General features: G+C 34.5%; 22 protein-coding genes and 5 tRNA genes. 25 read left to right on the top strand and 2 right to left on the bottom strand.

Going from position 1 to position 25,555, the window contains the following annotated elements; genetic code table 11:
• Position 1: 1 nt before the first annotated feature.
• The 25 genes from Q0770_RS00605 to Q0770_RS00485 all read left to right on the top strand — a co-directional run bounded on the left by Q0770_RS00605 (position 2) and on the right by Q0770_RS00485 (position 23,457).
• Positions 2-1,276 carry a DUF2851 family protein gene (locus Q0770_RS00605; protein WP_299112949.1) on the top strand — a complete coding sequence of 425 codons (1,275 nt, stop codon included), beginning with the start codon at positions 2-4 and terminating at the stop codon, positions 1,274-1,276.
• Between the two features lie 8 nt (positions 1,277-1,284).
• Positions 1,285-1,512 (top strand): PspC domain-containing protein, encoded by a 228-nt coding sequence (locus Q0770_RS00600; protein WP_188373930.1) that lies wholly within the window; start codon positions 1,285-1,287, stop codon positions 1,510-1,512.
• Positions 1,513-1,515: 3 nt separating this feature from the next.
• Positions 1,516-2,538 (top strand): TrkA family potassium uptake protein, encoded by a 1,023-nt coding sequence (locus Q0770_RS00595; RefSeq protein ID WP_299112945.1) that lies wholly within the window; start codon positions 1,516-1,518, stop codon positions 2,536-2,538.
• A 95-nt stretch (positions 2,539-2,633) separates the two neighbouring features.
• Positions 2,634-4,253, top strand: coding sequence for a sodium:alanine symporter family protein (locus Q0770_RS00590; protein WP_299112943.1), 1,620 nt, complete (start codon positions 2,634-2,636; stop codon positions 4,251-4,253).
• A 16-nt stretch (positions 4,254-4,269) separates the two neighbouring features.
• Positions 4,270-5,139, top strand: coding sequence for a ComEA family DNA-binding protein (locus tag Q0770_RS00585; RefSeq protein WP_299112941.1), 870 nt, complete (start codon positions 4,270-4,272; stop codon positions 5,137-5,139).
• A 15-nt stretch (positions 5,140-5,154) separates the two neighbouring features.
• Positions 5,155-6,321 carry an acyl-CoA dehydrogenase family protein gene (locus tag Q0770_RS00580; RefSeq protein WP_299112939.1) on the top strand — a complete coding sequence of 389 codons (1,167 nt, stop codon included), beginning with the start codon at positions 5,155-5,157 and terminating at the stop codon, positions 6,319-6,321.
• A gap of 227 nt (positions 6,322-6,548) precedes the next feature.
• Positions 6,549-7,979 (top strand): carboxypeptidase-like regulatory domain-containing protein, encoded by a 1,431-nt coding sequence (locus Q0770_RS00575; RefSeq protein WP_299112937.1) that lies wholly within the window; start codon positions 6,549-6,551, stop codon positions 7,977-7,979.
• A gap of 86 nt (positions 7,980-8,065) precedes the next feature.
• Positions 8,066-8,260 (top strand): 30S ribosomal protein S21, encoded by a 195-nt coding sequence (gene rpsU / locus Q0770_RS00570; RefSeq protein ID WP_299112935.1) that lies wholly within the window; start codon positions 8,066-8,068, stop codon positions 8,258-8,260.
• Between the two features lie 114 nt (positions 8,261-8,374).
• Positions 8,375-9,265: a tyrosine-type recombinase/integrase gene (locus Q0770_RS00565; protein WP_299112934.1), complete on the top strand. Its 891-nt coding sequence runs from the start codon at positions 8,375-8,377 to the stop codon at positions 9,263-9,265.
• 16 nt (positions 9,266-9,281) lie between these two features.
• On the top strand, positions 9,282-9,584 hold the full coding sequence (hpf, locus tag Q0770_RS00560) for a ribosome hibernation-promoting factor, HPF/YfiA family (RefSeq protein ID WP_188374203.1): 303 nt from the start codon (positions 9,282-9,284) through the stop codon (positions 9,582-9,584).
• 113 nt (positions 9,585-9,697) lie between these two features.
• A tRNA-Thr gene (locus tag Q0770_RS00555) sits at positions 9,698-9,771 on the top strand.
• 85 nt (positions 9,772-9,856) lie between these two features.
• Positions 9,857-9,941 (top strand) — tRNA-Tyr (locus Q0770_RS00550).
• A gap of 68 nt (positions 9,942-10,009) precedes the next feature.
• Positions 10,010-10,082 (top strand) — tRNA-Gly (locus tag Q0770_RS00545).
• A 54-nt stretch (positions 10,083-10,136) separates the two neighbouring features.
• Positions 10,137-10,208 (top strand) — tRNA-Thr (locus tag Q0770_RS00540).
• Positions 10,209-10,267: 59 nt separating this feature from the next.
• Entirely contained in the window at positions 10,268-11,455 is a 1,188-nt protein-coding gene (gene tuf, locus Q0770_RS00535) for an elongation factor Tu (RefSeq protein ID WP_299112933.1), read from the top strand.
• Positions 11,456-11,515: 60 nt separating this feature from the next.
• Positions 11,516-11,588, top strand: a tRNA-Trp gene (locus tag Q0770_RS00530).
• Between the two features lie 59 nt (positions 11,589-11,647).
• Positions 11,648-11,842: a preprotein translocase subunit SecE gene (gene secE / locus Q0770_RS00525; RefSeq protein ID WP_299112931.1), complete on the top strand. Its 195-nt coding sequence runs from the start codon at positions 11,648-11,650 to the stop codon at positions 11,840-11,842.
• Between the two features lie 16 nt (positions 11,843-11,858).
• Complete coding sequence (gene nusG, locus Q0770_RS00520) at positions 11,859-12,416, top strand: transcription termination/antitermination protein NusG (protein ID WP_299112929.1); 558 nt, start codon at positions 11,859-11,861, stop codon at positions 12,414-12,416.
• A 71-nt stretch (positions 12,417-12,487) separates the two neighbouring features.
• A complete protein-coding gene (gene rplK / locus Q0770_RS00515) occupies positions 12,488-12,928 on the top strand; it encodes a 50S ribosomal protein L11 (protein ID WP_188373941.1) in 441 nt (146 codons plus the stop codon).
• A gap of 11 nt (positions 12,929-12,939) precedes the next feature.
• Complete coding sequence (gene rplA, locus Q0770_RS00510) at positions 12,940-13,629, top strand: 50S ribosomal protein L1 (RefSeq protein ID WP_299112926.1); 690 nt, start codon at positions 12,940-12,942, stop codon at positions 13,627-13,629.
• A 19-nt stretch (positions 13,630-13,648) separates the two neighbouring features.
• Positions 13,649-14,170 (top strand): 50S ribosomal protein L10, encoded by a 522-nt coding sequence (rplJ, locus tag Q0770_RS00505; RefSeq protein WP_299112923.1) that lies wholly within the window; start codon positions 13,649-13,651, stop codon positions 14,168-14,170.
• Between the two features lie 58 nt (positions 14,171-14,228).
• Entirely contained in the window at positions 14,229-14,606 is a 378-nt protein-coding gene (rplL, locus tag Q0770_RS00500; protein WP_188373944.1) for a 50S ribosomal protein L7/L12, read from the top strand.
• Positions 14,607-14,740: 134 nt separating this feature from the next.
• The gene (gene rpoB / locus Q0770_RS00495; protein ID WP_299112918.1) at positions 14,741-18,553 is read left to right on the top strand and encodes a DNA-directed RNA polymerase subunit beta; all 3,813 of its coding nucleotides are present in this window, start codon (positions 14,741-14,743) and stop codon (positions 18,551-18,553) included.
• 62 nt (positions 18,554-18,615) lie between these two features.
• Positions 18,616-22,917, top strand: coding sequence for a DNA-directed RNA polymerase subunit beta' (rpoC, locus tag Q0770_RS00490; protein WP_299112916.1), 4,302 nt, complete (start codon positions 18,616-18,618; stop codon positions 22,915-22,917).
• 222 nt (positions 22,918-23,139) lie between these two features.
• Complete coding sequence (locus Q0770_RS00485; RefSeq protein ID WP_299112914.1) at positions 23,140-23,457, top strand: DUF3467 domain-containing protein; 318 nt, start codon at positions 23,140-23,142, stop codon at positions 23,455-23,457.
• Between the two features lie 116 nt (positions 23,458-23,573).
• Here Q0770_RS00485 and Q0770_RS00480 read toward each other — a convergent pair whose 3' ends face one another.
• Positions 23,574-23,813 (bottom strand): (4Fe-4S)-binding protein, encoded by a 240-nt coding sequence (locus Q0770_RS00480; protein ID WP_299112912.1) that lies wholly within the window; start codon positions 23,811-23,813, stop codon positions 23,574-23,576.
• Positions 23,814-23,949: 136 nt separating this feature from the next.
• A complete protein-coding gene (locus Q0770_RS00475; RefSeq protein ID WP_299112910.1) occupies positions 23,950-25,539 on the bottom strand; it encodes a peptide chain release factor 3 in 1,590 nt (529 codons plus the stop codon).
• Positions 25,540-25,555 lie beyond the last annotated feature (16 nt).

Below are 25,555 nucleotides of genomic sequence, written 5' to 3'. Positions count from 1 at the left end.
TATGCAAGAGGATTTTCTTCACTTTATATGGAAATACAAAAAATTTGATGTTTCAAATTTAAGGTCAACAAAAGACGAATCTATTTCTTTAGTTAATTTGGGCCAGCATAATCTTAATTCTGGACCAGATTTTTTTAATGCCCAAATAAATATCAATGGTCAGTTATGGGCTGGTAATGTCGAAATTCATGTAAAATCTACAGATTGGTATGTACACAACCATGAGAAAGATAAAGCATATGATAATGTAATCTTGCATGTGGTTTGGGAACACGATTCAGATATATTCAGAAAAGATAATTCAGAAATTACAACCTTGGAACTTAAGGGTATTGTAGATAATACATTGCTTAATAGCTACAATAGGCTCTTACAATCAAAATCTTGGATTAATTGCGAAACGGACTTTCCGGATACAGATGAGTTTTTAATGAATAATTGGTTAGAACGCCTTTATATTGAGCGTTTAGAACGTAAATCTAAAGATATAGAAACACTCCTTTCAGCATCAAATAACGATTGGGAAGCTGTTCTTTTTAAAATGTTAGCCAAAAATTTTGGACTAAAAGTCAATGGTGAGCCTTTTCTGAGTTTAGCCAATTCTTTCGACTTTTCAGTCATTAGAAAAATTAGGCATGAGCTGTCAGATTTAGAAGCCTTATTCTTTGGGCAAGCAGGTTTACTTGACAATGATGTTCAAGATGTCTATTTCAAAGACCTTCATATAAGGTATCAATTTTTAAAGCAAAAGTTTCAGCTTAATAATCAAGGTGTAATACCTTTGCAGTTTTTTAGGTTAAGACCGCCTAACTTTCCAACATTACGATTATCTCAATTAGCAGTCTTATACCACAGCAAACCAAGTTTGTTTTCAGATATTATTGAGTTAAATACCAAAGAGGAATTCTATAAATTGTTTAAAGTTGAAGCTTCAGAGTTTTGGAAGACGCATTATACGTTCGATAAAATATCTAAATTGACGAAAAAGAAGTTATCAAAATCTTTTATAGACTTATTGATAATTAATACCATTTTACCTTTAAAATTTAGCTATGCAAAAGCTAGAGATAAGGCAATAGAAGATTCAATATTCGCTTTAGTAAAATCTTTAGGTTTAGAATCAAATAGTATAACAGAAAAATTTCTGAGTATAAAGCCACTTGATAAGTCAGGATTAACATCTCAAGCTTTAATTCAGCTTAAAACGGAATATTGCGATAAAAATAAATGCTTGCAATGTGCAATTGGTAGTTATTTAATCTCAAAAAATGAATAACTTGCAATATGAATTTTTTCTATAAACTACTTCTTTATTTTCAAAAGCGAGGTTATTACGTTTGTCAACGAATAGCTGACCGTTTGGGTATTCGTGCAAAAGTGGTGCGTACATCATTTATGTATTTAACTTTTGTTACAGTAGGTTTTGGTTTTGCAGTATATCTATTTCTAGCATTTTGGATGCGTATAAAGGATATTATTTACACCAAAAGAAGTTCAGTTTTTGATTTGTAATCTATGGGAAATCCGTTATTAAAATTATTTAAATCCAAAATTTACACAGCATTAATCATGTTAGTGATTCTAACGTTTATTGGTGTTCTGGGTTATAAATTTATTTCAGGGTATTCTTTAGTAGATGCTGTTTATATGACAGTGATTACGATAACTACAGTTGGTTTTGCAGAGGTCAATCCATTAGATACACCATCTAAGGTGTTTACTATTTTTTTAATTCTAACAAGTGTCGTTATTGTTGGTTATGCCATTTCTATAATTACCGAATACATTTTAAGTAAAAATAATTTTGAAAATATAAAACAACGTAAGATGCAGAAGAGGATTGATAATATGTCTAACCATATTATAATATGTGGTTATGGACGAAACGGGAAACAAGCCGCAAAAAAACTATTGGCTTACAATAAGCCTTTTGTAATTATTGAGCGAGATAAAGAAATTATAGAAAGATTTCAGGAAGAAAATTTGCCTTTTGTTTATGGTAATGCTAATGAAGATGAAACGCTTTATCTAGCAGGAATAGAAAAGGCTGATACTTTAATATCTGCATTACCTAGTGATGCGGATAATTTATTTGTAGTATTATCAGCAAGACAGATAAATAAAAAAATGAGTATTATAAGTCGTGCTTCTCAGGAAACGTCTTATAACAAACTAAAGCTCGCAGGCGCGAATAATGTAATTCTTCCAGACAGAATTGGAGGCGATCACATGGCTTCTTTAGTTGTAATACCTGATTTGGTAGAGTTTATAGATAATTTAGGTATTGTTGGGGAACGTAACATTAATGTTGAGGAAGTAAAAGTAGAGCAGTTATACGATGTAAGTACTATAAAAACTATTAGAGAGCTAGATTTACGACGTAAAACAGGATGTAATGTTATAGGATTTAAGGACGAGAAAGGTGAGTACTTGGTTAATCCAGAGGCTGATACAAGACTCATACCTGGTTCTAAAATTATAGTTTTGGGTCGTCCAGAACAAATTCAAAAGTTAAATTCAGAATATAATATCGTCTAGATTTTGTAGCCATTTTAACGCTCTAAGCTTTAAAAACTCAATTTTTTTTAGCATCTTGTCGGCTACTTTAAAAAAAACTAACTAATACTTTACTTATGAAGAAATCTCTTCTATCTATTTTAGCACTTTTATTACCCTTATTAAATTTTGCTCAAGAAACAGAAAAGGGGCTTGATCAAAAGATTGATGAAGCATTCCAGCCAGTAGCTGACGCTTTCTTTGATGCAATTTTCTTTCCAGTTTACAAATCTGAAACTATGGAAATACCTTTTGTTCTTGTTTTGTTAGTTGGTAGTGCGTTATTTTTCACACTGTATTTTAAGTTTCCTAATATTCGCTTTTTTGGGAAGGCAATTAATGTTGTTAGAGGTAAGTATGATGATGTAGATCATGCAATTGTAGAACCTGCTTATGGTGATTCTACGCCTGGAGGAGATGCCATAGAAACTATTAGAGATGAAAGTGAAGAAGGGGAAGTAAGTCATTTTCAAGCACTCGCAACTGCCGTCTCAGGTACAGTTGGTAATGGAAATATTGCTGGTGTTGCACTTGCAATTGCCTTAGGTGGCCCTGGTGCTACGTTCTGGATGATTGTATGTGGTCTTTTAGGAATGTCAACAAAATTTGTGGAGTGTACATTAGGTGTTCAGTTTAGAGATGTTGGAGAAGATGGCGTAGTTTATGGTGGCCCTATGTATTACATAAGTAAAGGTTTAAAATCTAAAGGATTTAAAACATTAGGTAAAGTCGCTGCGGCAATTTTTGCTGTATTCTGTATAGGTGGTTCATTTGGTGGTGGTAATGCTGCTCAATCAAATCAAGCTACTATAGTAATAAAAGAATTATTCAACTGGGAAAGTACTGCTGCAGGTGCAATCGTTGGTGTTGTGCTAGCTATTTTAGTAGGTATTATCATCATTGGAGGTATTAAACGTATTGCTCAGGTAACAGAGAAAGTTGTGCCGTTTATGGCAGTAATGTATGTTGCAGCATGTCTATATATTATATTTAGTAACTTTAGTTTAATTGATGATGCTGTAGGTCTTATTGTAAGAGAAGCTTTTAACCCAACGGCATTTGGTGTTGGTGGATTGATAGGTGTTTTATTAGTAGGTTTCCAAAGAGCAGCGTTTTCAAATGAAGCTGGAGCAGGTTCTGCATCTATTGCACACTCTGCAGTTAAAACAAAATATTCTGCTTCTGAAGGATTAGTAGCATTATTAGAGCCATTTATTGATACGGTTTTGATTTGTACAATGACAGCTTTAGTAATTGTGATATTTAATTTTGGAGGTTTCTTCGAATATGGTGGTGATGGTTCTGGTGTTGTGTTTATTGATGGTGTTGGATATGAAGGCGCTGGTATAACATCAAAAGCTTTCGCACAGTATATTCCTTATTCTAATATATTCTTAACAGTAGCTGTCGTATTATTTGCCGTATCTACTATGATATCTTGGTCATACTACGGATTACAATCATGGAAGTTCTTATTCGGACGAGGAAAGACTGCTGATATGGTCTACAAGGTATTATTCTTACTGTTTGTTGTTATTGGCGCAGCTGCAAGTATGGGGTCTATCTGGAAATTCTCTGATGCCATGATTTTTGCAATGATATTCCCAAATATGGTTGGTTTATTCTTCTTATTCCCAATAGTAAGAAAGCAATTAACTAGATATTTAGATGCTATAAAAGCAAAGAGATCAGCTTAGTTATATAAAAATTATTATGAAATCCCACTTCAAGTTTTCTAAGCAAAAACGGAGTGGGATTTTTTTATTAGTGCTACTAATTGTCATCGTGCAATGCCTATACTTTTTTGTTGATTTTTCTTCTGATGAAATTAGTCAGCCAAGCAAGGATGAGTTAAAACTATATAGAGCAGAAGTAGATTCTCTTAGAAAGATTGCGCTTCAAAATAAAACACCAAAGATATATCCGTTTAATCCCAATTATATAACTGATTATAAAGGTTACACACTTGGCATGTCTAATCAGGAAATTGATAGATTACATCAATTTAGAAAACAGAACAAATGGGTAAACTCTGCTAAGGATTTTCAGAATGTCACTAAGGTTTCAGACTCATTATTAACTAAAATTTCTCCGTATTTTAAATTCCCTGACTGGGTCACTAATCCAAAACCTAGAGCTTATAATAACTCTTATTCGAGTTCTAGTAAACCAAAAACTAATGCTCAAAAGCAAGATTTAAACACGGCCACTGCGAGTCAGCTTCAAAAAGTATATGGTGTTGGAGAGAAGCTCTCAGAGCGTATAATAAATTACAGAAATAAGTATGGCGGTTTTGTGTCTGAAGTAGAGTTACCAGAAGTTTGGGGCTTATCTCCAGAAGTTATTGAGCGCATTGTCGAAGACTTTGTTGTAAAGACACCGCGACATATTGATAGGTATAATCTTAACGAGGCTACAAGAGATCAGTTAGTTACAATTCCTCATATAGATTATGAGATTGCTAATAGCATAATCGAGGAAAGGACACTACGTGAAGGTTTTCAGAATATTGAGGATTTAACAAAAGTTGATGGTTTTCCACTCAAAAAATTACAGATTATTAAGTTATATTTGTATCTGTAATAAAATTGCTAAAAAATGTCAAAATTATACTTCACTGAAGAGCACGAATTATTTCGTGAAAGTTTACGAGAGTTTTTGCAAAAAGAAGTAGTTCCGCATATTGAAAAATGGGAAGAAACTGGTCATATAGAGCGTTTCATCTGGAAGAAATTTGGAGATATGGGATATTTTGGACTGGCATACCCTGAGGCATATGGTGGATTGGATTTAGACCTTTTTTATACAGTAATTCTATTAGAAGAATTACAACGAATAAATTCTGGTGGATTTTCAGCGGCTATATGGGCACATGCTTATTTAGCAATGACACACCTTAATAAGGAAGGTGATCATAGAATTAAGGAAAAATATTTAGCACCTAGTATTTCTGGAGACAGTATTGGTTGCTTGTGTATCACTGAGCCTTTTGGAGGCAGTGATGTTGCAGGTATGAGAACCACAGCAGTTAAGAAAGGTGATACATATGTAATCAATGGCTCTAAAACTTTTATTACTAATGGTGTTTACAGTGACTATTTAGTTGTGGCCGCAAAAACTAATCCTGGGCTTGGTAATAAAGGCATTAGCATATTTGTTATAGATAGAGAAACTGAAGGTGTTTCTGCAACTAAACTTGATAAGTTAGGATGGAGGGCTTCGGACACAGGTGAGATAGCGTTTGATAACGTGGTCATTCCAGCAGAAAACTTGATGGGAGAAGAAAATCAAGGTTTTCCTTATATAATGCAGCATTTTTCTTTAGAACGTTTAATTATGGCAGTTAATGCTCATGCTCGAGCTGAGTATGCATTAGAATATGCAAAACAATATATGTCGGAGCGTACTGCTTTTGGGACAACAATTGATAAGTTTCAAGCTCTAAGACACACCTATGCAGATTGTGAAACACAAATGGAAATCTGTAAGCAGTTTAATTACTATGTCGCTAAAAGACTAGATATGGGTGATTATGTCGTAAAAGAAGCCACCATGTCTAAATTGCAGTCTACTAAAATGGCAGATGATGTTATCTATCAATGTCTTCAGTTTTTAGGAGGCTATGGCTACATGGAAGAATACCCTTTAGCGCGCATGGCAAGAGATAGTCGCTTAGGTCCAATAGGTGGAGGAACTAGTGAAATACTTCGCGAGATTATCGCTAAAATGGTTATCGATAATAAAGACTACAAGCCTGCTACATAAATTTTTGAGATTATTATTTTAGCTAAAATTGTAAAACAATTTTGCTAAAATGGTTATCGATAACAAAGATTACAAACCTGCGACATAAAATAAATTGATTAGTTTTGGAGTTCTATTAGATAACTCAAGACAAATAAGTATGAGTTTTTAATAACTAAATCTCGATTATCGAGTAAAACGGAACGGTATTTGCCTTTACGTTAACCAAACAAAATAATCAACTTACAATGTCCACTAATCGCATTAATCTACTATTAACAATTATAGTTTGCTTTTCAACCTTATTGAGTTTTTCTCAAGTTGAAGTCAAAGGAAAGGTTATAGATTCTACATATTTATCACCTGTAGAAAACGCTAGTATTTATGTAAAGAATACGACTATCGGAACTATTAGTAATACTGATGGACGTTTTGTTTTATTAGTCCCAGTCGTAAATAAAAAAGATACACTTATCATTTCTTCAATAGGATTTAAGAGTTTTAAAATTCCTGTTGAAGAGTTTGGCGGTTCGCAAGATATATATCTAGAGGAAGATGTAGCATCGCTAGATGAGATTGTAATTGTTGCAGACCCAAGGCCAACAACTGGGAATGATATTGTGCTTAAAGCTCTTGAAGAACTGTCCGAAAATTTACCAGATTCTGCATATTTACAAAAAGGATTTTTACGCCATAAAGAGCGAAATAAACTAGAGTTTAAGTGGCTTATAGAAAGTGCGATTACCGTTTACGACTCTGGTTATGGAGCAAAAAGTAAAGAACATCTTAAGATTAATGTAGATGAGATGCGTAAGAGTTACGATTTAAGAGATGTAGATAGTATATTCTCTTATGTCTCATATAGAAATAGAAATGCTAAGCGAAATAAGTTAAGAGCTCAAGATATAAGAAGAGAAGATGTGTCTAAACAACAGTTGGTGAAATCTATTAAATGGAATGACACTCGAGTAAACGGCTTACAGAACTTATTTCAAGGTAAACTTAATTTATTTCGAAATGCTCAAGATAAAAAAGCGCTTTTCGGAGAAGATATATTAGACACACATCAGTTTGCATTAGACACTATATTAGTAGATGATGGTAGAAAGATTTATAAAATCAAAATAGACGAAAGTACCAATTTTGTAAACCTTAATACTAAAGGTATATACAATGATGGTTACAAAGCCCAAGGATGGTTATATATTTACTATGATAATTACGCTATTAAAAAAGTAGAGTATGAGTTAGTCGCTGCATCAAATGCTCAAAAAAGTAGAAGTAAAAGATTATTTGGTACCCAAACCAATCATAAACTAATTATCAATTATATAGAGTATAATGATAAGATGTATCCTAATTACATTTATTACGAAACACCTAAACTTGTAAATGTTGGTTTAAAAACTAATAGAAAAGTATCACAAAAAGAGATTGATAGATATAATAGAGAAGAGCGTTATTATTCTACAGTACAAGAAATATTATTTTCTGAAATCATTTTAGAAAGAGATATTGTTAAGTCAGAATTAAATAGTAAACCATGGGATATGGACATCTTTTTATCAAAACCTTACAATAAAGAGTTTTGGAAAAATTATAATGTTCTTTTAGAAAGTGAAGAAGATGAGGAGATGATTGATGACTTATCACAGCGTGCCTCCTTATTTAAAGACTAATTCAAAAATCACATATTCACTTTTATAAAGTAGAATTAGTTTCTATATTTGCGCCTCAAAATTTAAAAGAGAGGAGGTTAAGACCTATGTTAAAAATCCAGGTAAACACAGGAGAAAATATAGAAAGAGCATTAAAGCGTTACAAGCAAAAGTTCAATAGAACAGGAACTAGACGAGAGCTTCAAGTGCGAAAGCAATATGCTAAACCTTCAGTTGTTCGTAGAGCAGAAATACAAAAGGCAGAATATGTTCAAGGTTTAAAAGACGCAGAACAGATTTAAAAAAATAGACTAAAGAGTTTAAAAATCCCGTTACTTAAGTGTAAACGGGATTTTTTTATCACTAGTTTTTATCTCAAATAAATAAAAGCTATTTTTAATTCTACAATCAAACCTATGTCTTTAGAAAAGTTTTCAGATTATTTATTGCTAGAAAAGAAGTATTCTACTCATACAGTTACGGCATATCTAAAAGACCTAGAAAATTTCCAAAGTTTTTTAGATACAGACTATAATAAGGAATCTATCCATAATATAGGATATAATATTATTCGCCAATGGATTGTAGGTTTGGTAAATTCGGGTATTACCAATAGAAGTATAAATAGAAAAGTGTCTTCACTTAATTCTTACTATAAATTTCTTTTAAAAATAGAAGACTTAAAAACCAACCCATTAAAAACCCATAAAGCACTAAAAATTGAAAAGAAAATTCAAGTGCCGTTTTCCCAAAAGGAATTAAATAATGTTCTTCAAATTTTAAATGATGTAGATGATTTTGAAAGCGCTAGAAATAAATTAATAGTAGAACTCTTTTATGCCACAGGAATAAGACGTATTGAGCTCATAGAGATAAAAATAAAAGATGTGGATGTAACTAATAAAACCCTCAAGGTATTGGGTAAAAGAAATAAAGAACGTTATATCCCATTAATACCATCGGTAATTAAAACCATAAATATCTATAAAGAATATAGAAGTAATCTAACTGATGTTAAAGACTTAAATCACTTATTCTTAACTAAGAAAGGTGCAAAAGTCTATGAGACACTTGTTTATAGAGTAATAAATAAGTATTTTAGTAACGCATCTTCAAAACTAAAATGTAGCCCCCATGTGCTTAGGCACTCTTTTGCAACACATTTACTTAATGAAGGCGCAGACATTAATGCAGTAAAAGAACTACTTGGACATTCTAGCTTAGCAGCAACTCAGGTTTATACACATAGTAGTATAGCCGAATTAAAAAAAGTGCACGCTAAAGCTCACCCAAGAAATATCAACTAAAAAATCTAACTGGCTTATGAATGTAAACACGCAATCCATCAATTTTGTAGCAGACGTTAAGTTAAAAAACTTTATCCAAAAACGTTTTGAAAAACTAAATCAGTACTACGATAAAATTATTCAAACAGAAGTGTATCTAAAAGTTGAAAATACAAGCGATAAGGAAAATAAAATCTTTGAAGCAAAACTCAGTGTTCCAGGAGATACATTTGTTGTGAAAAAACAGAGTAAGTCTTTTGAGGAAGGTGCAGACCTAGTAGCAACATCTTTGATGAGACGATTAAAAAAACGAAAAGAAAAGTTGAGGTCACATTCCTAGTAAAAATTTTTCAAAAATATTTTGAAAGAAAAAATAAAACATTACATTTGCAGTCCGTTAGAAATAGCGGACTTTTTTATGTTAAAAATTTAACTAAAAAAAGTGCTAAAAAAGCCGATGTAGCTCAGCTGGCTAGAGCAGCTGATTTGTAATCAGCAGGTCGTGGGTTCGAGTCCCTCCATCGGCTCTTTTTTTTGAAAAGAAAATAGTTCTTTTAAAAGAATGTAATGTCAATAAAAAGCTGTAATTTTGCAGCCTAAAAATTGATAATTGGGGAGATACTCAAGCGGCCAACGAGGACAGACTGTAACTCTGTTGTTTTTAACTTCGCAGGTTCGAATCCTGCTCTCCCCACCAAAGCTTTTTTTAATTAAAAGCTAGTTTGAAATATTGAAAACCATTAATTAGAAATTCTAATTAAAAAAGCGAGAGTAGCTCAGTTGGTAGAGCGTCAGCCTTCCAAGCTGAATGTCGCCGGTTCGAACCCGGTCTCTCGCTCAAAGTTTCTGCGAAGGTAGAAATCTCATATTAATGAGGAAATAAATACTTTACGCCGGTGTAGCTCAGGGGTAGAGCGTTTCCTTGGTAAGGAAGAGGTCACGAGTTCAAATCTCGTCATTGGCTCTTTTTTTTGGTATATAAAAATTGAACACTAATATAAATTAAGATTAAATAAATTAAACATGGCAAAGGCAACTTTCGATCGTTCAAAACCACACCTTAATATAGGTACAATTGGACACGTAGATCACGGTAAAACAACTTTAACTGCTGCTATTACTAAAGTATTAGCTGATGCAGGTTTATCTGAAGCAAAAGACTTCGATCAAATTGATAACGCTCCTGAAGAAAAAGAGAGAGGTATCACAATTAACACATCTCACGTAGAGTACGCAACAGCAAATCGTCATTACGCTCACGTTGACTGTCCAGGTCACGCCGATTACGTAAAGAACATGGTAACTGGTGCTGCGCAAATGGATGGTGCTATCTTGGTTGTAGCTGCAACAGATGGTCCTATGCCACAAACTCGTGAGCACATCCTTTTAGGACGTCAGGTAGGTATTCCTCGTATCGTTGTATTCATGAACAAAGTGGATATGGTTGATGATGAAGAGTTATTAGAATTAGTAGAAATGGAAATCAGAGATTTATTATCATTCTATGAGTATGATGGAGATAATGGACCTGTTGTTGCTGGTTCTGCTTTAGGTGCACTTAACGGTGAGCAAAAGTGGGTTGATACAGTAATGGAATTAATGGAAGCTGTAGATACATGGATTGAAGAGCCTGTACGTGATATGGATAAGCCTTTCTTAATGCCTATCGAAGATGTATTTTCTATTACAGGTCGTGGTACTGTTGCAACTGGTCGTATTGAGACTGGTGTAGCTAACACTGGAGACCCTGTGGAGATTATCGGTATGGGTGCTGAGAAATTAACATCTACTATTACGGGTATCGAAATGTTCCGTCAAATATTAGATAGAGGTGAAGCTGGTGATAACGCTGGTATCTTATTAAGAGGTATTGAGAAAACTCAAATCTCTAGAGGTATGGTAATCACTGCTCCTGGTTCTGTAACACCACACCAAAAATTCAAAGCTGAGGTTTATATCCTTAAGAAAGAAGAAGGTGGTCGTCACACACCATTCCATAACAACTACCGTCCACAGTTCTACGTTCGTACAACTGACGTAACAGGAAATATTGCACTTCCTGATGGAGTTGAAATGGTAATGCCTGGTGATAACTTAACTATTACTGTTGAGTTAATCCAACCAATTGCAATGAACGTAGGTTTACGTTTCGCTATCCGTGAAGGTGGTCGTACAGTTGGTGCAGGTCAGGTAACTGAAATTTTAGACTAATACAAAATCTAAATATATATTAAGGTGTCCCGTTTTTTCGGGATACCTTGATTTATGTTTACGGGTTTAGCTCAGTTGGTAGAGCACTGGTCTCCAAAACCAGGTGTCGGGAGTTCGAGTCTCTCAACCCGTGCAAGCTAAGTATACTAAGACAAAATCAATAGATAGTGTCTCAAAAAATATAGAAATCAAATGGCAGGAATAGTAACATACGTAAAAGAATCGTTCGAAGAGCTTAAGAATAATGTAACATGGACACCTTGGCCAGAAGCACAAAGGTTAACGATTGTTGTAGCGGTTTTTTCCATATTATTTTCTTTAGCTATTTGGGGAATAGATACTGTTTTCAGTAGAGTTATCAAGGCATATTTTGGCCTAATTAATTAAACAACTATCAATTCATATGTCTGAAAAAAGCGGAAATAAAAAATGGTATGTTGTTAGAGCTGTAAGTGGTCAGGAAAACAAAATTAAGACCTATATAGAAAATGAAATTTCTAGATTAGGTTTAGGCGATTATGTTGACCAAGTATTAGTTCCAACTGAAAAAGTGATACAAATACGTAACGGTAAGAAAATAAATAAAGAACGTACTTATTTCCCCGGTTACATAATGATACAGGCTAACCTAAGTGGAGAAGTGCCACACATTATTAAATCAATTACTAATGTTATTGGTTTTTTAGGTGAAACAAAAGGAGGAGACCCAGTACCATTAAGACAATCTGAGGTTAACCGTATGTTAGGTAAGGTAGATGAATTGGCTTTAGAAGCTGATGCTAATGTTGCAATACCTTTCACAATAGGTGAGACTGTAAAAGTTATTGATGGACCATTCAATGGATTTGATGGTACTATCGAAAAGATAAATGAAGAGAAGCGTAAGCTTGAAGTAATGGTAAAGATTTTTGGAAGAAAAACACCATTAGAGTTAAGTTATATGCAAGTAGAAAAAGTATAATAATTGTTACATTATATAGCGTTTGTTTTTAGGCTTCCAATTTAAAAACAGCGCACAATTTTAAATTTAAAATGGCAAAAGAACTAGACAAAGTAGTTAAATTACAAGTTCGGGGAGGTGCAGCGAATCCATCGCCACCGGTTGGACCCGCTTTAGGTGCCGCTGGAGTTAATATCATGGAGTTCTGTAAGCAGTTTAATGCTAGAACTCAAGATAAGCCAGGTAAAGTTTTACCTGTGGTAATCTCTGTTTACAAAGACAAATCATTTGAATTTGTAATCAAGACTCCACCAGCAGCAGTACAATTATTAGAAGCGGCCAAAGTAAAGAAAGGATCTGGAGAACCAAACCGACGTAAAGTAGCAAAAGTAACTTGGGATCAAGTTAAGACTATTGCAGAAGACAAGATGGTAGATTTAAACGCGTTCACGATTGACTCAGCTATGAAAATGGTAGCTGGTACAGCGAGATCGATGGGTATCACAGTTAAAGGAGGAGACGCTCCAAACTAAAATTTTTTGAAATGGCAAGATTAACAAAAAAGCAAAAGGAAGCTAGAGCTAAAGTTGACAAAAACAAACTTTACTCAATAGAAGAAGCTTCAGCTTTACTTAAAGAAATCACATACACAAAGTTTGATGCCTCAGTAGATTTAGCCGTAAGATTAGGCGTAGATCCACGTAAAGCAAATCAAATGGTTCGTGGTGTAGTTTCACTACCTCACGGTACAGGTAAAGACATGAAGGTTCTTGCATTAGTAACACCAGATAAAGAAGCCGAAGCTAAAGAAGCGGGTGCTGATTATGTTGGGTTAGATGAATACTTACAGAAAATTAAAGATGGTTGGACAGATGTTGACGTTATCGTTACTATGCCAAGCATTATGGGTAAGTTAGGACCATTAGGTAGGGTATTAGGACCAAGAGGTCTTATGCCAAACCCTAAGACAGGAACAGTAACTATGGATGTAGCTAAAGCAGTTACAGAAGTAAAAGCTGGTAAGATAGATTTTAAAGTAGATAAGACAGGTATCGTTCACGCTCCAATAGGTAAAGCATCATTTAGTGCTGATAAACTTGTTGGTAATGCGAACGAATTACTTACAACTTTAATGAAGTTAAAACCAACTGCATCAAAAGGTGTATATGTGAAGAGCATTTTTATGTCAAGCACAATGAGCCCAAGTATTGCAATTGATACTAAAATAGGATAGTAGTTAAACTTAGAATATTATGACAAGAGAAGAAAAATCCCTAGTAATTGAAGAGTTAACTGCACAATTGGCAGATAATACAAATATCTATTTAACAGATATATCTGGATTAAATGCTGTTGACACTTCAAACTTACGTCGTGCTTGTTTTAAAGCAAACGTTAAGTTAGCGGTTGTAAAGAATACATTATTAGAAAAGGCAATGGAAGCTTCAGACAAAGAGTTTGGAGATTTACCAACGACTTTAAAAGGTAACACTTCTGTAATGTACTCTGAAACAGGTAACGGACCTGCTAAAGTAATTAAAGCTTTTCGTAAGAAATCAGAAAAACCTTTATTAAAAGGGGCTTTCATCGAAGAGTCTATTTACATAGGAGACGACCAATTAGATGCCTTAGTAGAAATCAAATCAAGAGAAGAATTACTTGGTGAGATTATTGGATTATTACAATCTCCTGCTAAGAATGTTATTTCAGCACTTAAATCAGGTGGTGGTACATTAGCAGGCATCATTAAAACATTATCCGAAAAAGAAGGATAATTAGCGAGTACGCACTTAAAAATTAAAATAAAAACACACACATTAAAACGATAGAAAAATGGCAGATTTAAAAGATTTCGCAGAACAATTAGTTAATTTAACTGTAAAAGAGGTTAATGAATTAGCTGATATTTTAAAAGAAGAATACGGTATTGAGCCTGCTGCTGCTGCAGTAGCTGTTGCTGCTGGTGGTGCTGCTGCTGGTGGAGACGCTGCAGAGGAGAAGACTGAATTTGACGTAATCCTTAAAGCAGCTGGTGGTTCTAAACTAGCAGTTGTAAAATTAGTTAAGGAATTAACTGGTTTAGGATTAAAAGACGCTAAAGGTTTAGTTGATGATGCACCAAGTGCAATCAAAGAAGGCGTTGCTAAAGATGAAGCAGAAGCTTTAAAAGCATCTTTAGAAGAAGCTGGAGCTGAGGTTGAGCTTAAGTAAGCTCGGTTAATACCTACAATACAAGGTTTAGGTTTATCCCGCAGTAAGTTGCGGGATAATGCCTAGACCATTTTGTGTATATAAATAGTATGTACACTTTATTACATTATTTTTAATCAAAAACGCGTTCATCGATGTTAGCAAAACAAGCTGAAAGATTAAATTTCTCCTCGATTGTAAACAGAACTGAATATCCAGATTTTCTGGACATTCAGATAAAATCCTTTCAGGATTTTTTCCAATTAGAGACAAAATCTGATCAAAGAGGTAACGAAGGTTTATACAATACCTTCATGGAAAACTTTCCAATTACCGACACAAGAAACCAATTCGTATTAGAGTTCTTGGACTATTTTATAGATCCACCAAGATATTCAATCGAAGAATGTATAGAAAGAGGACTAACATACAGTGTGCCATTAAAAGCACGTTTGAAATTGTATTGTACAGATCCTGAGCACGAGGATTTCGAGACTATTGTTCAAGATGTGTACTTAGGAACAATTCCTTACATGACACCAAGCGGTACATTCTGTATTAATGGAGCAGAACGAGTTGTTGTGTCTCAGTTGCATAGATCACCTGGTGTATTCTTTAGCCAGTCATTTCACGCAAACGGTACTAAATTATATTCAGCAAGAGTTATTCCTTTTAAAGGATCTTGGATAGAATTTGCTACTGATATTAATAGCGTAATGTACGCTTACATTGACAGAAAGAAAAAACTTCCTGTTACAACATTATTTAGAGCTATTGGCTTTGAGCGTGATAAAGATATCTTAGAGATATTTGATCTTGCTGAAGAAGTAAAAGTTTCTAAGTCAGGATTAAAGAAAGTTATCGGTCGTAAACTTGCAGCACGTGTACTTAACACATGGCACGAAGATTTCGTAGATGAAGATACTGGTGAAGTTGTATCTATCGAGCGTAACGAAATTGTATTAGATCGTGACACAATTATAGACAAAGAAAATATTGAAGAAATTCTTGAGGCTGGTGTAAAAACAATTCTTTTACATAAAGAAAGTGGTCAACAAGGAGATTACGCAATTATTCATAATACATTACAGAAGGATCCAACAAACTCTGAAAAAGAAGCTGTTGAGCATATCTACCGTCAATTACGTAATGCTGAGCCGCCAGATGAGGAAACAGCACGTGGTATTATTGACAAATTATTCTTCTCTGACCAACGTTACTCTTTAGGTGAAGTAGGTCGTTATAGAATGAATAAGAAACTTCAGTTAGATATCGGTATGGATAAGCAAGTACTTACCAAAGTAGATATCATAACGATTATAAAATACTTAATTGAGTTGATTAACTCAAAAGCAGAGATTGATGATATTGATCACTTATCTAATCGTCGTGTACGTACGGTTGGTGAGCAATTATCTTCTCAGTTTGGTGTTGGTTTAGCTCGTATGGCACGTACTATTCGTGAGCGTATGAACGTTCGTGATAACGAGGTGTTTACACCTATAGATTTGATTAACGCTAAGACATTGTCTTCAGTTATTAATTCATTCTTTGGTACAAACCAGTTATCTCAGTTTATGGATCAAACAAATCCATTAGCAGAGATTACACACAAACGTCGTTTATCAGCTTTAGGACCTGGAGGTTTATCTAGAGAAAGAGCTGGGTTCGAGGTTCGTGATGTTCACTATACACACTACGGACGTTTATGTCCTATTGAAACACCAGAAGGACCAAATATTGGTTTGATTTCTTCATTATCGGTATATGCAAAAGTGAATTCTATGGGATTCATTGAAACACCTTACCGTAAAGTAGAAAAAGGTGTTGTAGATATTAAAAATGAACCAACATATCTAAGTGCAGAAGAGGAAGAGGATATGTTAATTGCACAAGCAACTATTGAAGTTGATGGTAAAGGAAAAATACTTCCTGAGAAAATTATTTCTCGTCAAGAAGGTGATTTCCCAGTAATCGAACCATCAAGTGTAAATTATACAGATGTTGCTCCTAATCAAATTGCATCTATTTCTGCATCTTTAATTCCATTCTTGGAACATGATGATGCCAACCGTGCATTGATGGGATCAAACATGATGCGTCAAGCCGTACCATTATTGCGTCCTCAGGCACCAATTGTGGGTACTGGTTTAGAGCGTCAAGTAGCTTCAGATTCTAGAGTATTAATTAATGCTGAAGGCGTTGGTACTGTTGAGTATGTAGATGCTGAAAAAATAACAATCAAGTACGAGCGTACTAAAGAAGAAGGTATGGTAAGCTTTGATAGCGATACTAAAACTTATCCTTTGGTAAAATTCAGAAAAACTAATCAAGGTACATCTATTAACTTAAAGCCTATCGTTCAGAAAGGAGATAAAGTTGCAAAAGGACAAGTACTTTGTGAAGGTTATGCAACTCAAAAAGGTGAGCTTGCTCTTGGTCGTAACATGAAAGTGGCCTTCATGCCATGGAAAGGTTATAACTTTGAGGATGCCATTGTAATTTCTGAAAAAGTTGTTCGTGATGATATATTCACGTCTATCCATATTGATGAGTATTCTTTAGAGGTAAGAGATACAAAATTAGGTAACGAAGAGTTAACTAATGATATCCCTAACGTTTCTGAAGAAGCAACAAAAGATTTGGATGAAAACGGTATGATTCGCGTTGGTGCAGAAATCAAACCAGGGGATATCTTAATTGGTAAGATTACACCAAAAGGTGAGTCTGACCCAACTCCAGAAGAAAAGTTATTACGTGCCATCTTTGGTGATAAAGCAGGAGATGTTAAGGATGCTTCTTTAAAAGCTTCACCATCATTAAATGGTGTTGTTATAGACAAGAAATTGTTTGCAAGAGCTATAAAAGATAAGCGTAAGAGAGCACAAGACAAAGAGGATATCGAGAAGTTAGAAGATGTTTACGATAACCGTTTTGATGATCTTAAGAATATCCTAGTTGAGAAATTATTTGCTATTGTTAACGGCAAAACTGCTCAAGGTATTTATAACGATTTAGGGGAAGAGATTATACCTAAAGGAAAGAAATATACCTTAAAGATGTTAAACGCTGTTGATGATTATACACATTTAACTTCAGGGAAATGGACTACTGATGATGCAACTAATGAAATGGTTGCAGATTTAATCCATAACTATAAGATTAAAGAAAACGATCTTCAAGGGTCATTACGTCGTGAGAAATTTACAATCTCTGTAGGTGATGAGTTGCCAGCTGGTATTATAAAATTAGCTAAAGTTTATATTGCTAAAAAGCGTAAACTTAAAGTTGGTGATAAGATGGCAGGACGTCACGGTAACAAAGGTATTGTTGCACGTATCGTTCGTCAAGAAGATATGCCTTTCTTAGAAGACGGAACTCCAGTAGATATCGTATTAAACCCATTAGGGGTACCATCTCGTATGAACATTGGTCAGATTTATGAAACAGTTCTTGGATGGGCAGGTCAGAAATTAGGAAGAACTTACGCGACGCCAATTTTTGATGGAGCTACATTAGAGCAAATCAATGGATTTACAGACGAAGCTGGCGTACCACGTTTTGGTCATACATATTTATATGATGGTGGAACTGGTGATCGTTTCGATCAGCCTGCAACAGTTGGTGTTATCTATATGATTAAGTTAGGTCATATGATTGACGATAAGATGCACGCACGTTCTATAGGTCCTTACTCATTAATTACACAACAACCATTAGGTGGTAAAGCACAATTTGGTGGTCAGCGTTTTGGTGAGATGGAAGTATGGGCACTTGAAGCTTATGGAGCATCAAGTACACTGCGTGAAATTTTGACTGTAAAATCGGATGACGTAATTGGTAGAGCTAAGACTTATGAAGCTATCGTAAAAGGAGAGCCAATGCCAGAGCCAGGACTACCTGAATCTTTCAATGTACTTATGCACGAATTGAAAGGATTAGGATTAGATATTAGATTAGAAGAGTAAAACTTAGGTGCATAGTTTCAGCTTTTAAAAGCTGAAACTATGTGCTGAATACCATAAATAAAATGGCAAGAAAACAAGATAAGAATACAGTACAGAAATTCAACAAAATTTCTATTGGTTTAGCATCACCAGAGTCTGTTTTAGCAGCATCTCGTGGTGAAGTATTAAAGCCAGAAACTATTAATTATCGAACACACAAACCAGAACGTGATGGTTTGTTTTGCGAGCGTATTTTTGGTCCTGTAAAGGATTTTGAATGTGCTTGTGGTAAATATAAAAGAATACGCTACAAAGGTATTGTTTGTGACCGTTGTGGTGTTGAAGTAACAGAAAAGAAAGTACGTAGAGACAGAGTAGGACACATCAACTTAGTTGTACCTGTTGCTCATATCTGGTACTTCCGTTCGTTACCAAATAAGATTGGTTATTTATTAGGCTTACCTTCTAAGAAATTAGACATGATTATTTACTACGAAAGATACGTAGTAATTCAACCAGGTATTGCTATGAATGCTGAAGGAGAACCATTACAAAAAATGGATTTCTTAACTGAGGAAGAGTATCTAAATATTTTAGAATCTATTCCACAGGAAAACCAGTATTTAGACGATACAGACCCTAATAAATTTATTGCAAAAATGGGTGCAGAATGTCTTATAGATATTTTAGCACGTATAGACTTAGATCAGTTATCATATGACCTACGTCATAAAGCTAATAACGAAACGTCTAAGCAGCGTAAAACGGAAGCTTTAAAACGTCTTCAAGTTGTTGAAGCTTTTAGAGATTCTAACTTAAATAGAGAGAACAAGCCGGAATGGATGATTATGAAGGCTGTTCCTGTAATTCCACCAGAATTAAGACCTTTAGTGCCTTTAGATGGTGGTCGTTTTGCAACATCAGATTTAAATGACCTTTACCGTCGTGTAATTATCCGTAACAATCGTTTAAAGCGATTAGTTGAGATAAAAGCACCAGAGGTAATTTTACGTAACGAGAAGCGTATGCTTCAAGAATCTGTAGATTCATTATTTGATAATACGCGTAAATCATCTGCTGTAAAAACAGATTCAAACAGACCATTAAAATCATTATCAGATTCACTTAAAGGTAAGCAAGGACGTTTCCGTCAAAACTTACTAGGTAAACGTGTTGATTATTCTGCACGTTCAGTAATTGTTGTTGGGCCTGAGTTGAAGTTATTTGAATGTGGTTTACCAAAAAATATGGCAGCTGAGCTATACAAGCCATTCATCATTCGTAAGTTAATCGAAAGAGGAATTGTAAAAACAGTAAAATCTGCTAAGAAAATTATAGATAGAAAAGAGCCTGTTGTTTGGGATATCTTGGAGAATGTTCTTAAAGGACATCCGGTATTACTTAACCGTGCGCCTACACTTCACCGTTTAGGTATACAAGCATTCCAACCAAAGCTTATCGAAGGTAAAGCAATTCAGTTGCACCCATTAGTGTGTACTGCATTTAATGCCGATTTCGATGGTGACCAAATGGCGGTACACTTACCATTAGGACCAGAGGCTATATTAGAAGCACAATTATTAATGTTGGCTTCTCATAACATTTTGAATCCTGCTAATGGCTCACCAGTAACAGTACCTTCTCAGGATATGGTACTTGGTTTATATTATATGACCAAGCACAGAAAAACTGATAAGGATTATACGGTCAAAGGTGAAGGTTTAACATTCTATTCTCCTGAAGAAGTAACAATTGCTTACAACGAGAAGCAAGTTGACTTAAATGCTGGAATTAAAGTACGTACAAAAGATTTTAATGAAGAAGGGGAGTTAACAACACAAATTATAGAGACTACTGTAGGACGTGTACTTTTTAACGAAAAAGTACCAGAAGCAGCAGGATATATTAATGAGGTATTAACTAAGAAGTCATTAAGAGATATCATCCATGGTATTCTTAAAGTAACTTCTGTACCAGAAACAGCTGCTTTCCTTGATGAGATTAAAACATTGGGGTATAAGTTTGCTTTCCAAGGTGGTTTATCATTCAGTTTGGGTGATATTATTATTCCTCAAGAGAAGCATACTATGATTGCTGCTGCTAATAAGCAAGTAGATGGTATTATGGGTAACTATAATATGGGTCTTATTACCAATAACGAGCGTTATAACCAAGTTATTGATATTTGGACATCTACCAATGCAGAATTAACGGAGTTATCTATGAAGCGTATCCGTGAGGATCAGCAAGGATTTAACTCGGTATTTATGATGCTTGACTCTGGAGCTCGTGGATCTAAAGAACAGATTCGTCAGTTAACAGGTATGCGTGGATTAATGGCTAAGCCTAAAAAATCTAATGCAGGTGGTGGAGAAATTATCGAAAACCCGATTCTTTCTAATTTTAAAGAAGGACTTTCAATTTTAGAATACTTTATTTCTACGCACGGTGCACGTAAAGGTCTTGCAGATACGGCTCTTAAAACAGCCGATGCAGGTTACTTAACACGTCGTTTAGTAGATGTATCTCAAGATGTTATTGTATACCAAGAAGATTGTGGTACGTTAAGAGGTATCGAAGTTTCTGCATTAAAGAAAAATGAAGAAGTTGTTGAAAAACTTGAAGCAAGAATCGTAGGTCGTACATCTGTAAATGATGTTTATAATCCATTGACTGAAGAGCTTTTAGTTTCAGCAAACGAGCATATCGATGATGTAATTGCTAAGAAAATTGGCGATTCTCCAGTAGAGTCAATTGAAGTACGTTCACCATTAACATGTGAGGCCAAAAAAGGTATCTGTGTGAAGTGTTATGGTCGTAATCTTGCCACTGGTAAAATGGTTCAACGTGGAGAAGCTGTTGGTGTTGTAGCTGCGCAGTCTATTGGTGAGCCAGGAACTCAATTAACATTACGTACATTCCACGTAGGTGGTATTGCAGGTAACATTTCTGAAGAGAATAAGTTAATTGCCAAGTTTGACGGTATTGCAGAAATCGAAGATTTAAAAACTGTAAAAAGTAAGGATAATGAAGGTAACGAAGTAGATGTAGTTATCTCTCGTACTTCAGAATTGAAATTAACCGATGCTAAAACAGGAATTGTACTAAGTACAAATAATATTCCTTATGGTTCTTTCATTTATGTGAAGCCAGGTGCTAAACTTAAGAAAGATACTGTAGTTTGTCAGTGGGATCCTTATAACGGTGTAATTATTTCAGAATTCGCTGGTAAAGTGAAGTATGAAAACATTGAGCAGGGTGTAACATATCAAGTTGAAATTGATGAGCAAACAGGTTTCCAAGAGAAAGTAATTTCAGAATCTAGAAACAAGAAGTTAATACCAACATTACTGATTGAAGATAAGAAAGGGGAAACCATCCGTTCTTATAACTTACCAGTAGGGGCTCACATTATGATTGACGATGGTGAGAAAATTGAAATCGGTAAGATTTTAGTTAAGATACCTCGTAAATCTGCTAAAGCAGGTGATATTACTGGTGGTCTACCTCGTGTAACGGAGTTATTCGAAGCACGTAACCCTTCTAACCCAGCTGTAGTAACAGAAATTGATGGTGTTGTATCATTTGGTAAGATTAAGCGTGGTAATCGTGAGATTATTATCGAATCTAAATTAGGTGAGGTTAAAAAATACTTAGTAAAATTATCTAATCAGATTCTTGTACAAGAAAACGATTATGTAAAAGCAGGTATGCCTTTATCTGATGGTTCTATTACACCAAACGATATCTTAAACATTAAAGGCCCATCAGCAGTACAACAGTACTTAGTTAATGAGGTACAAGAAGTTTATAGACTACAAGGTGTAAAGATTAATGACAAGCACTTTGAGGTGGTTGTAAGACAGATGATGCGTAAAGTTAGAATTATTGATTCTGGTGATACAATTTTCTTAGAAAACCAATTGGTTCACAAGTCAGATTTCATTGAAGAAAACGATAAGATTTTCGGAATGAAAGTAGTTGAAGACGCTGGGGATTCTGAGAACTTAAAGCAAGGTCAGATTGTAACTACACGTCAGTTAAGAGATGAAAACTCTAGCCTTAGAAGAGAAGATAAGCAATTAGCGACAGCACGTGATGCTAGTCCAGCTACTGCGACACCAATCTTACAAGGTATTACTAGAGCATCTTTACAGACCAAGTCATTTATCTCAGCTGCATCATTCCAAGAGACAACAAAAGTACTTAATGAAGCCGCTGTAAACGGTAAAGTTGATACCTTAGAAGGTCTTAAGGAGAATGTAATTGTAGGTCATAGAATTCCTGCTGGTACAGGTGTTAGAGATTACGATAATATTATCGTAGGGTCTAAGTCAGAATTCGATGAAATGATGAAACAGAAAGAAGAGATGAATTACAACTAGTAGTGACTCTTATCTCAAGATAATGAGAATATAATTTAAAGCCTTCTTACTATAGTTTGAAGGCTTTTTCTTTACCAATAACCGTCAGTTCGAGTGTTTTGTTTTTTGTATAAAACAAAATGTATCGAGGACAAGGTTTTTCATAACCTAGTGGGTATATTTACAAATAAAATTAAATAAGCAAGACTTCCAATCAAGTAGGAAGTGAAAAATAAATTTTCAATGGCAGACGAAAAAAAGCAACCGAAGCAAGGACAAATTAATATAGAATTAGATGAGCAAGTAGCTCAAGGCACATATTCTAACCTAGCAATTATCAATCACTCAGTTTCTGAGTTTGTAGTAGATTTTGTAAATATTATGCCTGGGACACCAAAGAGTAAAGTTAAGTCTCGAATTATCTTAACACCTCAGCATGCAAAACGTTTGGTAAAAGCCTTAAGCGAAAATGTAAAGCGTTTCGAAAATGCACATGGTACAATTAAAGATTATGACCAGCCACAAATACCAATAAATTTTGGACCAACAGGTCAAGCATAAATATTTTATTGAAATTTGTTCATGTTTATAAATTTTGATGCTATTTATTAAATTAATTATAAACCATCGCTTAATAATTTCTATTTGATAACTCGAATAGTTTTTATAATATAGAATTATGCAGATTTTTTTGTTTTGTCATTGTTAAGTTGGTACTGTAAGGCACCAGATGGACATTTCTGTATTTGCTTTACGATGCGCTTAGTTTTTGCACCATCTAAGTCAATCCAAGGTATTACAGAGTGCCTAAACACTTCGGAGAGTTGTCTTGCACAAAGTTCTGCATTAACGCAGCATTGCGGTTGGTAGGTTACAGTAATCTTATCGTTACTGAAAACGTTAGGGTTAGTAGCCATAAGTAGATTAGTTTTGGGGTTATAATCTGTCTTAAAAATTTAATTTATGGCTCTAATATATAAAAATAATCGATTAAATGTTGTTTTTTTTCGATAAAACGTATTATTGTGAATTTTGTAATCGACTACAATATTCTTAATTAAACTCAGAAGTATAATGAAATTTAATGCTCGGATATTTCTGCTCAGTCATTTGTAGCGTAAACATCGAGTCTGCCAAAAAGACCAATTGATCACTTTTGTCTTTGGCTAAGAAACGTTGTTTTACACGTTTAAAATCTTTAAATTCTTCACTCTTTTCATCTTCTGCATCTACCCAACACGCTTTATGTACATGTAGATTTTCGTAACTGCATTTTGCACCATACTCATGTTCTAGTCGATACTGAATTACTTCATATTGTAATGCACCAACCGTACCAATGACTTTTCGACCATTAAGATCAAGAGTAAATAATTGAGCAACACCTTCATCCATAAGTTGATCGATACCTTTGTAGAGTTGCTTAGACTTCATTGGGTCAGCGTTGTTAATGTATCTAAAATGTTCTGGTGAAAAGCTAGGTACACCTTTGTAATTAAGTATTTCGCCTTCAGTTAAAGTGTCTCCAATTTTAAAATTTCCAGTATCCTGTAAGCCTACAATATCTCCAGGATAAGAGATGTCAACAATTTCCTTTTTTTCTGCAAAGAATGCATTTGGGCTAGAGAATTTTAGTTTTTTGTTATGTCTTACGTGTAAATATGGTGTATTGCGCTTAAATTCTCCAGATACAATTTTTATAAACGCAAGTCGGTTCCTATGATTAGGATCCATATTGGCATGTATTTTAAATACAAATCCAGTAAACTTATCTTCCTCAGGTTTTACCAGGCGTTCTTCACTTTGTTTTGGCCTAGGTTTGGGCGCAATGTCAACAAAACAATCTAGTAATTCTCTAACACCAAAATTATTTAATGCAGATCCAAAAAACACGGGTTGTTGTTCGCCATTTAGATAGCTTTTCTTATCAAATTCTGGATAAATACCACTAACCAATTCTATATTATCACGTAAATCATTAGCATGAGATTCTCCAACTAATTTGTTTAATTCTGGTGAAGACAAATCACTAATTTCAACGGTATCTTCAATATCTTTTTTGCTATCCCCAGTAAATAAGTTTACGTTCTTTTCCCATATATTATATATACCTTTAAAATCGTAACCCATACCAATCGGGAAACTTAAAGGACAAACTTTTAGACCCAGCTTTTGCTCTACCTCATCCAACAAATCAAAAGCATCTTTACCTTCGCGATCTAGTTTGTTTATAAAAACTATCATAGGTATGTTGCGCATGCGACAGACCTCTACCAATTTTTCTGTTTGTTCCTCAACACCTTTTGCGACATCGATAACAACAATAACACTATCTACAGCGGTTAATGTTCTAAAGGTGTCTTCAGCAAAGTCCTTATGTCCAGGAGTATCCAAGATATTTATCTTAATACCATTATATTCAAAAGCTAATACAGAAGTTGCTACAGATATACCTCTTTGGCGTTCAATTTCCATAAAGTCACTTGTTGCACCCTTTTTTATTTTATTACTCTTGACTGCTCCAGCCTCTTGTATGGCGCCACCAAATAATAATAGTTTTTCTGTAAGTGTAGTTTTACCCGCATCTGGGTGAGATATAATACCAAACGTACGTCGACGTTCTATTTCAGACAAAAAGCTCATAGATCATATAAAAATG

Source organism: uncultured Winogradskyella sp. (assembly GCF_947501905.1).
GTDB lineage: Bacteria > Bacteroidota > Bacteroidia > Flavobacteriales > Flavobacteriaceae > Winogradskyella.
This window is presented reverse-complemented; position numbering and strand designations above follow the sequence as displayed.

Coding starts and splice junctions, on each gene's coding strand:
- Q0770_RS00605 (WP_299112949.1), top strand. CDS start 2: ATGCAAGAGGATTTTCTTCACTTTATATGGAAATACAAAAAATTTGAT.
- Q0770_RS00600 (WP_188373930.1), top strand. CDS start 1,285: ATGAATTTTTTCTATAAACTACTTCTTTATTTTCAAAAGCGAGGTTAT.
- Q0770_RS00595 (WP_299112945.1), top strand. CDS start 1,516: ATGGGAAATCCGTTATTAAAATTATTTAAATCCAAAATTTACACAGCA.
- Q0770_RS00590 (WP_299112943.1), top strand. CDS start 2,634: ATGAAGAAATCTCTTCTATCTATTTTAGCACTTTTATTACCCTTATTA.
- Q0770_RS00585 (WP_299112941.1), top strand. CDS start 4,270: ATGAAATCCCACTTCAAGTTTTCTAAGCAAAAACGGAGTGGGATTTTT.
- Q0770_RS00580 (WP_299112939.1), top strand. CDS start 5,155: ATGTCAAAATTATACTTCACTGAAGAGCACGAATTATTTCGTGAAAGT.
- Q0770_RS00575 (WP_299112937.1), top strand. CDS start 6,549: ATGTCCACTAATCGCATTAATCTACTATTAACAATTATAGTTTGCTTT.
- rpsU (WP_299112935.1), top strand. CDS start 8,066: ATGTTAAAAATCCAGGTAAACACAGGAGAAAATATAGAAAGAGCATTA.
- Q0770_RS00565 (WP_299112934.1), top strand. CDS start 8,375: ATGTCTTTAGAAAAGTTTTCAGATTATTTATTGCTAGAAAAGAAGTAT.
- hpf (WP_188374203.1), top strand. CDS start 9,282: ATGAATGTAAACACGCAATCCATCAATTTTGTAGCAGACGTTAAGTTA.
- tuf (WP_299112933.1), top strand. CDS start 10,268: ATGGCAAAGGCAACTTTCGATCGTTCAAAACCACACCTTAATATAGGT.
- secE (WP_299112931.1), top strand. CDS start 11,648: ATGGCAGGAATAGTAACATACGTAAAAGAATCGTTCGAAGAGCTTAAG.
- nusG (WP_299112929.1), top strand. CDS start 11,859: ATGTCTGAAAAAAGCGGAAATAAAAAATGGTATGTTGTTAGAGCTGTA.
- rplK (WP_188373941.1), top strand. CDS start 12,488: ATGGCAAAAGAACTAGACAAAGTAGTTAAATTACAAGTTCGGGGAGGT.
- rplA (WP_299112926.1), top strand. CDS start 12,940: ATGGCAAGATTAACAAAAAAGCAAAAGGAAGCTAGAGCTAAAGTTGAC.
- rplJ (WP_299112923.1), top strand. CDS start 13,649: ATGACAAGAGAAGAAAAATCCCTAGTAATTGAAGAGTTAACTGCACAA.
- rplL (WP_188373944.1), top strand. CDS start 14,229: ATGGCAGATTTAAAAGATTTCGCAGAACAATTAGTTAATTTAACTGTA.
- rpoB (WP_299112918.1), top strand. CDS start 14,741: ATGTTAGCAAAACAAGCTGAAAGATTAAATTTCTCCTCGATTGTAAAC.
- rpoC (WP_299112916.1), top strand. CDS start 18,616: ATGGCAAGAAAACAAGATAAGAATACAGTACAGAAATTCAACAAAATT.
- Q0770_RS00485 (WP_299112914.1), top strand. CDS start 23,140: ATGGCAGACGAAAAAAAGCAACCGAAGCAAGGACAAATTAATATAGAA.
- Q0770_RS00480 (WP_299112912.1), bottom strand. CDS start 23,813: ATGGCTACTAACCCTAACGTTTTCAGTAACGATAAGATTACTGTAACC.
- Q0770_RS00475 (WP_299112910.1), bottom strand. CDS start 25,539: ATGAGCTTTTTGTCTGAAATAGAACGTCGACGTACGTTTGGTATTATA.